Source organism: Amycolatopsis sp. VS8301801F10 (assembly GCF_046195355.1).
GTDB lineage: Bacteria > Actinomycetota > Actinomycetes > Mycobacteriales > Pseudonocardiaceae > Amycolatopsis.
The window spans coordinates 9,161,488-9,175,010 of sequence record NZ_CP176065.1 but is presented as its reverse complement, the minus strand read 5'-3'; the positions used below and the strand labels follow the sequence as shown (position 1 = coordinate 9,175,010).

The 13,523-nt window shown below is 69.9% G+C and carries 2 protein-coding genes; both read left to right on the top strand.

The annotated features are described in order from the left end of the window. Positions 1–44: 44 nt before the first annotated feature. The gene (locus tag F9C11_RS41860) at positions 45–1,259 is read left to right on the top strand and encodes a cytochrome P450 (RefSeq protein ID WP_409182857.1); all 1,215 of its coding nucleotides are present in this window, start codon (positions 45–47) and stop codon (positions 1,257–1,259) included. A 26-nt stretch (positions 1,260–1,285) separates the two neighbouring features. Then, complete coding sequence (locus F9C11_RS41855; protein ID WP_409182856.1) at positions 1,286–13,492, top strand: SDR family NAD(P)-dependent oxidoreductase; 12,207 nt, start codon at positions 1,286–1,288, stop codon at positions 13,490–13,492. Positions 13,493–13,523 lie beyond the last annotated feature (31 nt).

The window sequence follows — 13,523 nt, the reverse complement described above, 5'->3', positions numbered from 1 at the left end:
CCCGAACTCGACCGACGCACCGCCGAACCGATTGGTGTCCCGTCATGTCCGAAACCGCTGCGCTGGCGAATCTTTTCCCGTTCGACCCGTCCGATCCCGGGTTCCGCGCCGACCCGTACCCGGTGTTCCGCTCGATGCGCGAGCAGGCCCCGGCGCTGCGGACCGCGCCGGGCATGTGGGTGGTGACCGGGTTCCCGGAGTGTTCGGAGGTGTTGCGCAACCGCAGCTTCGGCCACGGCGACGGCAGCCTCGTCGCGTCGCAGATCACCACGAACGCCGACGGCGAGGAGGTCCGGCCGTTCGTTTTCCTCGACCCGCCGGACCACACCCGGATTCGCCGGCTGGTCACGAAAGCGTTCTCCGCGTCGATGATCGAGAAGCTGCGCTCGCGGGCCGAGGAGCTGGCCAGCGGGTTGCTCGCGCAGGCCGCGGGCGAACCGGTGAACCTGATGACGTCGCTCGCGCTGGCGCTGCCGTCCCAGCTGATCTCCGAACTGCTCGGCGTGCCCGCGGAGGACAAACCGCTGTTCGAACAGTGGTCTGCCGCGCTCGGCCGCGGGCTCGACCCGGATTTCATGCTGACGGCGGAGGAAACCGAGCAGCGCGACCGTGCTCGCACCGAGTTCGACGAGTATTTCGCCGAACTCGCCCGGCTCCGGCAGGCCGAACCGCGGGCGGACCTGGTCAGCGCGCTGGTCGCGGTCGCCGAGGACGGGGACCGGCTCAGCCGCACCGAACTGGTCAGCACGTGCCGGCTGCTGCTGTCCGCGGGCTATCTGTCCACCGCGCACCTGATCGGCAACGGCGTCGCGGCGTTGTTGCGGCATCCGGAACAGCTGGAGTGGTTCCGCGCGAACCCGGGCGAGGCCGTCGGCGTGGTCGAGGAACTGCTGCGCTTCGACTCGCCGGTGCAGGTCGCCGGAATGCGGCTGGCCTTGGAGGACACCGAAATCGCCGGTCAGCCGGTCGCCGCGGGCGAGGCGGTGACGATCATGGTCGGCGCGGCGAACCACGATCCGCGCGCCTTCGAGAACGCGGATTCCCTCGACGTCCGCCGCAAGCCCGAACGCAACCTCGGGTTCGGCGTCGGCGCGCACTTCTGCGTCGGGGCGCCGCTGGCCCGGTTGTCCACGCAGGTCGCGCTCACCGAACTGGTCACGCGGTACCGGATCGAGCGCACGGACGCGGACGCGACCCGCATCGACAACCTCGTGCTGCGCGGTTACGCGGATCTACCCGTTTTGCTCAACGCTGCTTGATCGACCCCCGGGGGGTGGTGCGTCCAGTGAGTTCGGCGAGAGAAGACGATCCGATCGCGGTCGTCGGGATGTCCTGCCGGCTGCCGGGGGCAGCGAACCCGGCCGAGTTCTGGAAGCTGCTGCGGGACGGGGCGGAGGCGGTCGGGGAAGCACCCGCGACCCGCTTCGTCCCCGGTGGCCCGGAGCCGCTGCACCGCCCGGACGGCCAGCCGCTGCGGGCCGGTTTCCTCGACCAGGTCGACCGGTTCGACGCGCAGTTCTTCGGCATTTCCCCGCGCGAGGCGGCGGTCACCGACCCGCAGCAGCGGTTGATGCTGGAGCTGTCCTGGGAGGCGCTGGAAGACGCAGGCACGGTGCCCGGCAACGGTCGGGTCGGCGTGTTTTTCGGGGCGGTGGCGGGAGATTTCGGCTCGGTCACCGAGACCGTTTCGCAGCACACCGCCACTGGGCTGAGCCGCGGTCTGATTGCCAACCGGGTTTCGTACGCGCTCGGGCTGCGCGGGCCGAGTCTCACCGTTGACAGCGCGCAGTCGTCGTCGTTGGTCGCGGTGCACTTGGCCAGCCGCAGTTTGCGGGACGGCGAGTGCGAAATCGCGCTCGCGGGCGGGGTGAATCTCAACCTCACTCAAGGTGCGCACGACGTCATCGAGGCCTTCGGCGCGTTGTCTCCGGACGGGCGCAGCTATACGTTTGACGCGCGCGCCAACGGATACGCGCGTGGCGAGGGCGGCGGGGTCGTCGTGTTGAAGACGCTCTCTCGGGCGCTCGCGGACGGCGATTCGATCTACGCGGTCATCCAGGGGAGCGCGGTCAACAACGACGGCGGCGGTGCCGGATTGACCGCGCCGAGCCAGGAATCGCAAGAGGAAGTGCTGCGGCTGGCTTGCCGCCAGGCCGGGATCTCGCCGAGTGAAGTGTCCTATGTGGAGCTTCACGGGACTGGTACGCCGCTGGGCGATCCGATCGAGGCGGCGGCGCTCGGGCGGGTGTATGCCGCGGAGCGGGAACTGCTGGTCGGGTCGGTCAAGACGAACATCGGGCATCTCGAGGGCGCGGCCGGGATCGCCGGGCTGCTCAAGGCGGTGCTGTGCGTGGCGCACCAGTCGGTGCCGCCGAGCCGGAACTTCGAGACGCCTCATCCGGCGATCCCGTTCGCCGAGACGCGGATGCGGGTGGTCACCTCGGCCGAGCCGCTGCCGGAGTCGGCGCGGGTCGGGGTCAGTTCGTTCGGGATGGGCGGGACGAACTGTCACCTGGTGCTGTCGGGATGGGCGGCCAGCACCGCGCGGACCGACTCTGACCTGCCGGTTTTGCTCCCGCTGTCCGCGCGCGACGAGACCGCGCTGGGGGAGCTGGCGGCCCGGCTGCGCGAGGTAGCGGCGGCTCCGGCGGACCTTGGCTACTCGCTGGCGACGACTCGGGCCGCGCTGGAGCGGCGAGCGGTCGTGGTGGCCGCGGACGCGGCTGAGGTCGACTCCGGTTTGGCCGCGCTCGCGTCCGGTGCCGGGACGATCCAAGGCACGCCGGTACCCGGTGAGGTGGCGTTCCTGTTCACCGGGCAGGGCAGCCAGTGGGCCGGAATGGGGCGGGCGCTCTACGAGCGATTCGAGGTCTTCGCGACGGCGCTGGACGAGGTGTGCGCGGCGTTTGGCCCGCATCTCGAGCAGCCGTTGCGTGAGGTGATGTTCTCTGCCGAGTCCACATTGGACGAGACCGCGTACACCCAGCCCGCGTTGTTCGCCCTCGAGGTGGCGTTGTTCCGTCTGCTGACGGAATGGGGCCTGACAGCGGACGTCCTGCTTGGACACTCCGTCGGCGAACTGGCCGCGGTCTACGCGGCCGGTGCCTTGTCTCTGTCGGACGCGTGTGCGCTGGTGGCCGCGCGGGGACGGTTGATGCAGGCGTTGCCGGGCGGCGCGATGGTCTCGGTGCGGGCGAGCGAAGCCGAGCTGCGGTCCGAAGTGGAGGAGCGGACCGACGTCGCGATCGCGGCGGTCAATGGGCCGTCGGCGACGGTGTTGTCCGGTGCTGAGAACGCGGTGCTGGAGATCGCGCAGCGGTGGGCGGCGCGGGGCCGGAAGACCCGGCGGTTGCGGGTCAGCCACGCGTTCCATTCGCCGTTGATGGAGCCGATGCTGGCGGAGTTCCGTGCGGTCGCGTCGACGGTGGCGTGGCAGGATCCGTGGCTGCCGGTGCTGTCCAATGTGACTGGTCGCGAGCTGACCGCCGAGGAGATCCGGTCGCCGGAGTACTGGGCTCGGCACGCGCGGGAGGCGGTGCGGTTCGCCGACGGGGTCCGGCGGTGCGGCGAACTCGGCGTGACGACCTTTGTGGAGCTAGGCCCGGACGGGACGTTGTCCGTGCTGGGGCGCGATTCCTCCGCGGCCGCGTTTCTGCCGGTACTGCGGGGACGCGATCGGGACGAGGTTCGGGCGCTGCTCGAAGCGGTGGCGCGGGCCCACGTTCGCGGGCTTTCGGTGGACTGGCAGTCGTTCTATGCCGCGCACGGTGCGCACCGGGTGAAGTTGCCGACGTATCCGTTCCAGCGGCAGCGGTACTGGCCGGGTGCGGTGAGCGACCAAGCTCCAGTGAAGTCTACTGTGGACGTTCCTGTTCTGGAGCTGGTTCGGCGGCACGCCGCGGCGGTGCTGGAGCACGGGTCGCCGGACGCGGTCGATGTGCGGCGGGCGTTCAAGGATTTGGGTTTCGGGTCGTTGATGCTGGTCGAGTTGAGCGACCGGCTGAGCGAGGCGCTCGGGCGGCGAGTTTCGCCCGCGACGCTGTTCGACCATCCGACGCCGGAGGCGGTGGCCGCTGCCCTGGCCGGTGCTCCCGAGACGGTGCCGGACGAGGTCGTGACGCCCGTCGATGAGCCGGTCGCGATCATCGGAATGGCGTGCCGGTTCCCCGGCGGCATCGACGGACCGGAACAGTTCTGGCAGTTCGTCCGCGGCGAAGGCGACGCGATCGGCGACTTCCCGGACGATCGAGGCTGGGACTTGACCCGGTTGTCCGGCACGAGTTACGTCCGGCAGGGCGGTTTCCTCACTGGTGCGGCGGAATTCGACGCGGCGTTGTTCGGCATCTCGCCGCGTGAGGCGTTGGCGATGGATCCGCAGCAGCGGTTGCTGTTGGAGACGTCGTGGGAGGCGTTCGAGCACGCCGGGATCGACCCGAAGTCACTGCGAGGCAGCCGGACCGGGGTGTTCGTCGGTGCCACCGCGCAGGATTACGGCGCGCGGATGCACGAATCGTCCGAAGGGGACGGTTATGTGCTGACCGGCACCACGCCGAGTGTCGCTTCGGGCCGGGTGTCGTACTCGTTCGGGCTTGAAGGCCCCGCGGTCACGGTGGACACTGCGTGCTCGTCGTCGCTGGTGGCTCTGCATTTGGCGGCGCAGTCCCTGCGGTCCGGGGAGTGTTCGCTGGCGTTGGCGGGCGGGGTGACCGTGCTGGCGTCGCCGGGGATGTTCACCGAATTCAGCAGGCAGCGCGGGTTGGCTCCGGACGGCCGGTGCAAGGCGTTCTCCTCGGACGCGGACGGAACGGCGTGGGCTGAAGGCGTCGGAATGCTGCTGCTGGAGCCGCTTTCGCTGGCGCAACGCAACGGACGGCGGATTCTCGGCGTGCTGCGCGGGTCGGCGATCAATCAGGACGGTGCGTCTAATGGGTTGACCGCACCGAATGGTCCGGCGCAGGAGCGGGTGATCCGGGCGGCGCTGGCTTCGGCGGGTCTGTCCACTCAGGACGTGGACGCGGTCGAAGCACACGGCACTGGTACGGCGCTCGGGGATCCGATTGAAGCGCAAGCCTTGTTGGCCACCTACGGGCAGGGCCGGGAGCGTCCACTGTGGCTGGGCTCGGTCAAGTCCAACATCGGGCACACGCAAGCTGCGGCCGGGGTGGCCGGAGTGCTCAAGATGGTCCTGGCGATGCGCGACGGGGTGCTGCCGCGGACATTGCATGTGGCCGAACCTTCGCCGCACGTCGATTGGTCTGCTGGCGCGGTGGAGCTGCTCACCGAGACCGTGGAGTGGCCTGCGGTGGAGCGGCCGCGGCGAGCTGGAGTGTCGTCGTTCGGGATCAGCGGCACCAACGCGCATGTCATCGTGGAACAGGCTCCGGCCACTGTGGACTCGACGGTCGAGGGCGCGGCACCGGTGTTGCTCTCCGGCCAGAGTGAGGCTGCGGTACTAGCGCAAGCTGCGCGACTTCGGGACTTCGTGGCGGACCGTCCAGAAGCGACCGTCGCCGATCTCGCGTACGCCAGCGTGACGACCCGAGCCGCGCTCGAACACCGAGCGGCCCTGCTGGCTGGTGATCGAGCCGAGTTGCTGCAGCAGTTGCACGCATTGGCGGACGGCCGCGAAGCACCGGGCATCGTCCAAGGCACCGCAGACGGCACCGGCGGAATCACGTTCGTCTTCCCTGGTCAGGGTGGCCAATGGGCGGGGATGGCGCAGCGGTTGCTCGCCGAGTCGCCGGTGTTCGCCGACCGGTTGAATGCCTGCGCGGACGCGCTGCAGGCGCATGTGGACTGGAAGCTGCTCGAAGTGCTCGGCGATGCCGCCGCGCTCGAACGAGTCGACGTCGTGCAGCCCGCGTTGTTCGCGGTGATGGTGTCGCTGGCGGAACTGTGGCGATCCCATGGTGTCGAGCCTTCGGCGGTGATCGGGCACTCGCAGGGAGAAATCGCCGCGGCCTGTGTCGCGGGGGCGTTGTCGCTGGAGGACGCGGCGGCGGTCGTGGCCTTGCGGGGCAAGGTGCTGACTGGCTTGTCGGAGCCCGGCGGCATGCTGTCGGTGCTGCTGTCAGCGTCCTCAGTGGAGCCTCGGCTTACCCGTAAGGTTTCGATCGCGGCGGTGAACGGTCCGTCGGCGGTCGTGCTGTCCGGCGATCCGGCCGAGCTGACGAGGCTGCTCGCGGAATTCACCGCGGAGGGCGCGCGGGCCCGGCTGATCCCGGTGGACTACGCCGCGCACTCCGCACAGGTCGAGCCGCTCCGCGCACAGCTGGTCGAGTTGCTGTCCGGGATCGCGCCGCGCCCGTCAGAGGTCCCGTTCTACTCCACGGTCACCAGCACCCGGATCGACACCACTGAGCTGGACGCCGAGTACTGGTACCGGAACCTTCGCGAGACAGTCCGCTTCGAACAGGCGGTCCGCGCGGCGGCCGAGGCGGGGAACCGGTTCTTTGTCGAGGCCAGCCCGCATCCGCTGCTGGTGGCCAATGTGGAGGACACCGTCTCCGGCGCGGTGGCGGTGGGCTCGCTGCGCCGCGACGAAGGCGGTTCCGAGCGGTTCCGGACGTCGCTGGCGGAGGCCTATGTCCGCGGGGTCGCGGTGGACTGGCCGATCACCGGAACCGGGCCCGCGCTTGAACTGCCCACGTATGCGTTCCAGCATCAGCACTACTGGCTTGAAACCCCCGCCGGTTCCGTGGATCCGGTGGCGCTCGGCCTGCAGTCGTCCACGCATCCGTTGCTGGGCGCGGTTACGTCGGTCGCCGGGGCGTATCCGCTGCTGGCTACCGGAAAGGTAACTGTCCGCGAGCATTCCTGGCTCGCTGAGCACGCTGTGTTGGGTACCGTCGTATTGCCGGGCACCGCGTTCGTCGAGCAAGCGGCCTGGGCCGGGGCGCAACTCGGCTGTCCGTATGTCGAAGAACTCACGCTGCAGGCTCCGCTCGTCGTGCCGGACCAGGACGGCGTCCTGATGCAGTTGACGGTCGGGCCGGCCGGGGACGATGGCCGCCGCACGGTGGAGATCTACTCCCGGACGGACCCGAGCGTTGACTGGACTCGGCACGCGACCGGGGTACTCAGCGCAGGCAGCCGTCCGGTGGCCGACCTCCGCGCGTGGCCGCCAGCCGGGGTCGTCGAGCTGCCGTCTCCCTACGAGGCGCTGGCCGATCGCGGTTACGGCTACGGTCCGGTTTTCCAGGGCCTGCGGAAGTTATGGCGTCGCGGCGAGGAGAGGTTCGCCGAGATCGCTCTGCCCGAAGCGCCTGGTGAGTACGTCGTCCATCCTGCGTTGTTGGACGCCGCACTGCACGCCCTTCTTCCGGACTCCGGCGACACGATGCTGCCGTTCTCGTTCAACGGAGTGCGGTTGTACCCGACGAGTGCAACGACTCTGCGTGCCCGCCTGACTTCAGCCGGTGCTATTGACCTCGCCGACGAGCGCGGCAACCCAGTGGCCACTGTGGACTCGGTCGCGTTCCGCCCGGTGACGATGAACCAACTCGGCACCGGACAGCACGAATCGCTGTACCGCGTCGAATGGTCGCCGATTTCCGTGCCCGCCGCGGGTTCTTTGCAGCTGGTGACCGAACTGTCCGAAGTAGACGAGGTGCCGGCGGCGGTCGGCATCCGGGCGGACACTCCGGGCCGGGCGCTTGCGGTGGTTCAGCAATGGCTTGCCGAAGAACGGTTCGCCGAATCCCGCCTTGCCATCGTGACCAGCGATTCCGTGGACGCGGCAGCGGTCTGGGGATTGGTGCGTTCGGCACAGTCCGAACATCCCGGTCGCTTTGTCCTGGTCAAGGACGGCGACGAGCGGCTGCTCGCCCGCGCGGTAGCCACCGGGGAGCCGCAACTCGCGCTCCGTGCTGGCCGAGTTCTGGTCCCGCGGCTGACGAAAGCGACTGGCCCGGTGGCGAAGTCGCCGTGGGGACCGCATTCCGCCGTGCTGATCACCGGTGCCGGAGGAACGCTCGGCAAGCTGATCGCCCGGCATCTGGTGGCGGAGCACGGGGTGCGCCGGCTGGTGCTCGCCAGCCGTCGAGGTGCCGCGGCTCCCGGCATGACGGATCTCCACAGTGAACTGTCCGAACAGGACTGCTCAGTCACCGTGGCCGAGTGCGATGTCGCCGACCGGGACGCGGTCGCGGCCCTGCTCGCGGAACACCCGGTCAACGCGGTCGTCCATGCCGCCGGGGTGCTGGACGACGCGGTGCTCGAATCGCTGACCGCGGAACGGATCGAGCACGTCATGCGCGCCAAGGTCGAGGGCGCGCGCAACCTGGACGAGCTGACCGGCGACCTCGACGCGTTCGTCCTGTTCTCCTCGATCGCAGGCACCTTCGGCAGTCCGGGGCAGGCCGCGTACGCCGCCGCGAACGCGGTGCTCGACGCACTGGCCGCCGACCGTCGCGCGCGCGGTTTGCCGGCCTCCTCGCTGGCCTGGGGTTTCTGGGCGGACCGCAGCGAGATGACCGAGCACCTCAGCGACGTCGACGTGTCCCGGATGGCGCGGGCCGGGGTGATTCCGCTGTCCGCCGACGAGGGCCTGGCCCTCTTCGACACCGCGACCGCGCTCGACGAACCGGTGCTCGTCCCGGTCCGCCTCGACCTCGCCGCCTTGCGGGCACAAGACCGCGACGGTCTGCTGCCCGCGGTTTTGCGCGGACTGGTGCCCCGTTCGACCACAGTGGACGCCGGCGCGCTGCTGAACCGGCTCACCGGCACCGACGGCGAGCAGCACGCGCTCGACCTCGTGGTGGCGCAGGTCGCGGTGGTGCTCGGGCATTCCGATCCGGCGGGGTTGTCGCCGGACCGGCCGTTCAAGGACTTCGGCTTCGACTCGCTGACCGGCGTGGAATTGCGCAACCGGTTGAGCCGCCTGACCGGCTTGCGGCTGCCGGCCACCGCCGTCTTCGACCATCCGACGCCGGCCGCGCTCGCGGGTTACCTGCGCGGCCAGCTGGTCGGCGCGAAACGCCCGGTTACGGCCGAACCAGCCGCCCGCGCCGACGAACCGATCGCGATCGTCGGCATGGCCTGCCGGTATCCGGGCGGGATTGATTCGCCCGAGCAGCTGTGGCGGTTCGTCTCCGAGGGCGGCGACGCGATCGGCGAATTCCCCGACGACCGCGGCTGGGACGTCGACGCGTTGTTCAACGCCGACCCCGACCATCCCGGCACCAGCTACGTCCGGCAGGGCGGTTTCCTGTCCGGTGCGGCGGAATTCGATGCCGCGCTGTTCGGGATTTCGCCGCGGGAAGCGCTGGCGACGGATCCACAGCAGCGGCTGTTGCTGGAGGCCTCGTGGGAGGCGTTCGAGCGGGCCGGGATCGACCCGTTGTCTCTGCGCGGCAGCCGCGCCGGGGTGTTCGCGGGCGTGATGTACCACGACTACAGCGCGGCGTTCGGCGAGATTCCGGACGAGCTGGAAGGCCAGGTGCTGACCGGGACCAGCGGGAGCGTCGCGTCGGGCCGGGTGGCGTACTCGTTCGGTCTCGAAGGGCCTGCGGTCACGGTGGACACTGCGTGCTCGTCGTCGCTGGTGGCGTTGCATTTGGCGGCGCAATCGCTGCGCTCCGGGGAGTGTTCGCTCGCGTTGGCCGGCGGGGTCGCGGTGATGGCGACGCCGACCACGTTCACCGAGTTCAGCCGCCAGCGCGGTCTGGCGCCGGACGGCCGGTGCAAGCCCTTCGCCGCCGCGGCCGACGGAACCGGTTGGTCCGAGGGCGTCGGCATGCTGGTGCTGGAACGGCTTTCGGACGCGGAGCGCAACGGGCACCGGGTGCTGGCGATCGTGCGTGGCTCGGCGGTGAACTCCGACGGTGCGTCGAATGGGCTGACCGCGCCGAACGGGCCTTCGCAGGAGCGGGTGATTCGCGCGGCGCTGGCTTCGGCAGGTCTGTCCACAAAGGATGTCGACGCGGTCGAGGCGCACGGTACTGGCACGGCGCTGGGCGATCCGATTGAGGCGCAGGCATTGCTGGCCACTTACGGCCAAGAGCGCGAGCGTCCACTGTGGCTTGGTTCGCTGAAGTCGAATCTCGGGCATACGCAGGCGGCATCCGGCGTGGCTGGGGTCATCAAGATGGTGCTGGCCATGCGAGACGGGCTGTTGCCGCGAACGTTGCATGTGGACGAACCTTCCCCGCACGTCGATTGGTCGGCTGGTGCGGTGGAATTGCTGACGGACCCCGTCGAGTGGCCCGCGGTGGACCGGCCGCGCCGGGCTGGGGTGTCCTCGTTCGGGATCAGCGGGACCAACGCGCATGTCATCCTTGAGCAAGGGCCGGTCGTCGAGCGAGAGCCGATTCCCGCTGCGGGTCCGGTGCCCGTGCTGGTTTCGGGACGCGGAGAAGCGGCGTTGGCCGCTCAGGCGGCACGGCTGCGGGAATTCGTGATCGAGCGTCCGGAGTTGACCGTCGCCGAGATCGGTTACGCCTCCGCGGTGACGCGCGCGGCGCTGCCGGACCGAGGCGTCGTGATTGCGTCCACCCGGGACGACCTGCTGCAGAAGCTCGGCGCGCTCGCTGCTGGTCGCGAGGTGCCGGGAGTGCTCCGAGGCACCGCCTCGAATTCGCCGGGCCGGGTGGTGTTCGTGTTCCCGGGCCAGGGTTCGCAATGGGTCGGAATGGCGCGGGAACTGGCCACGGAATCGGAGGAATTCGCGGCGCGGCTGGCGGAATGTACGGCGGCGCTGGACGAGTTCGTGGACTGGTCGCTGGACGAAGCATTGGCGGACAGCGCGTTGCTGGACCGCGTCGACGTCGTACAGCCCGCTTCATGGGCCGTGATGGTGGCGTTGGCAGGCCTGTGGCGCTCGTGCGGAGTGGAACCGGCCGCGGTGATCGGGCACAGTCAGGGCGAAATCGCCGCGGCCTGCGTGGCGGGAGCGTTGTCGTTGCGCGACGGCGCGCGCGTGGTGGCGTTGCGGAGCCAGCTGATCAGCGAAGTCCTGGCTGGCCAGGGCGGCATGGTTTCGGTGGCGCTCCCGGTCGGCGACCTGGCGGACCTGCTGGGCGAGCTGGAAGTCGCGGCGGTGAACGGACCGTCGTCCACAGTGGTCTCCGGAAGTCCGGAAGCGGTCGAGAAGCTGCTGGAGGTGTGCGAATCCCGCGAGATCCGGGCGCGGCGGATCGCGGTGGACTACGCGTCGCACTCCACCCAGGTCGAGTCCCTTCGCGACCGGCTGGTCGAGCAGCTCGCCGAGATTGCTCCGCGCAGTACGGAAATCGCCTTCTATTCCACCGTGCACGGCGCAGTGATCGACACTCACGGGCTCGACGGGGACTACTGGTACACGAACCTCCGCCAGACGGTGCGTTTCGAGGAATCGATCCGGGCCGCGCTGTGGGACCGCTTCGGCACCTTCCTCGAGGTCAGCCCGCATCCGGTGGTTGCGCAGGGAATTCAGGAAACCATCGACGCCGCGGACAGCTCGGCGCTCGTCCTCACCACGCTCCGGCGCGATGACGGCGGTCTTGACCGGTTCCTGTCGTCGGCGGCTGAAGCGCACGTGCGCGGGGTCGCTGTCGACTGGGCGAAGACGTTCCCGGTCGCGCCCGCACATCCGGTGGAGCTGCCGGGTTACGCGTTCCAGCACCAGCGGTTCTGGCCGGTCGGTTCCGGACAGTCCCCAGTGGACAAGTGGCGTTACGCGGTGGAGTGGCAACCGGCCGGTGTTCCGGCGGAAGCTGAACCAGGACCGTTGGTGGCGCTGGTTCCTGCTGGGCACCGGGGTTGGGCAGCGACGGTCCTGGACGGACTGGAAGCACGAGTGATCGAGGTCGATCCGGAGAATGTCGTCGCGGCGGTAGCCGAGATAGGCCGCCCGGCCGCACTTGTCTCCTTGCTCGCGGCGGATGACCGGCCGCATCCGGATTACCCGATGCTGTCGCGCGGCGTCGCGGGAAGTCTCGCGCTGGCAAAGGCATTGCTCGACCACGACCTTCCGTTGTGGACGCTCACCCGCGGCGCGGTAAGCGGACCGGACCCGATGCAGGCGCAGATCTGGGGCTTGGGCCGGGTCGTGGCCCTCGAACACCCGAAGACCTGGGGCGGCCTGATCGACCTGCCGGAGCAGATCGGTCCGGCCGAGCTGGCGGCGGTGAAGCACGCCATCGCCGGAGCTTGGGGCGACGAGGACCAGTTCGCCATCGGCCCGGACGGAGTGCAGGTCGCCCGGCTCGTGCGCGCGCCGGCGGCCGGGGGACGGAGCTGGCAGGCCCGGGACACCGCGATCGTCACCGGCGGAACCGGCGCGCTCGGTCCGGACATCGCCCGCTGGCTGGTCCGCGAAGGCGCGGCGCACGTGGTCCTGGTCAGCCGCAGCGGCCCGGCCGCCGACGGCACCGCGGAACTCGAAGCCGAGCTGACCGGACTCGGCGCGGAGGTCACCATCGCGGCCTGCGACATCGCGGATCCGGACGCCGTCGCGAAGCTTCTCGGCAGTCTCCGCGAACGCGGTTGCGTCGTGCGTTCGGTGTTCCACGCCGCCGCGTTGATGAAGCTCGGCGCGGTGAAGGACATCGATCTGGCCGAATTCGCCGCGGTCGTCGAGGCGAAGGTCGCGGGTGCGGAGAACCTGGCGCGGCTGCTCGACTACGACGAACTCGACGCGCTGGTGTTCTTCTCGTCCATCGCGGGTGTCTGGGGCAGTGGCGATCACGGCGCTTACGCTGCCGGAAATGCCTACCTCGACGCGCTCGCGGTGCGGCTGCGCGCCGAGGGGCGCCCGGTGACTTCGGTGGCCTGGGGCGTCTGGGACGGGGCGAAGTTCCCCGCCGGAGTCGATCCGGATCAGTTGCGGCGGCAGGGTTTGCCGCTGATCGGCACCCGGCCCGCGCTCGCTGCCCTGCGCCGGATTCTCGGGCAGGACAAGGCGATGGTCGCCGTGGCCGACGTCGACTGGACGCGGTTCGTCCCGCTGTTCACCTCCGCGCGTTCCCGGCCGCTGCTGACCGGTGTGCCGGAAGCCGTGCAGGCGTTGAACGAATCGGCCCCGCAAGAAGAGACCGCTTTGGCCGGTCGGCTAGCCGAGATGTCCGAAGTGGAGCAACGCACCACCTTGCTGCGGCTCGTCCGCGAACAAGCGGCACTCGTTCTGGGGCACCACGGCCCCGAGGCCGTCGGCGACGACCAGCCGTTCCGCGACCTCGGCTACGACTCGCTGACCGCGATGGAGCTGCGCGCCCGGCTGGGCGAACGGATCGGCCTCCGGCTGCCCGCGACGCTGGTGTTCGACCATCCGACGCCGGTCGCGGTCGCCGAACACCTGCGGTCGCGGATCGCTCCCGCGACCGTCTCGATCGGAACCGAGCTGGACCGGCTCGCCGCCCGACTGTCCGGAGTGGACGAAGGGGAGCGCGCGGACGTGGCCGAGCGGTTGCGCGCGATGCTCGCGGCGGTGCGGGACGAGCCGGACGACGACCTCGGCGCGGCGACCGACGACGAGATGTTCGACCTCATCGACCGCGAACTGGGCTTGGACTAGGGGAATCGGATGGCTGACGAGGACCGGCTGC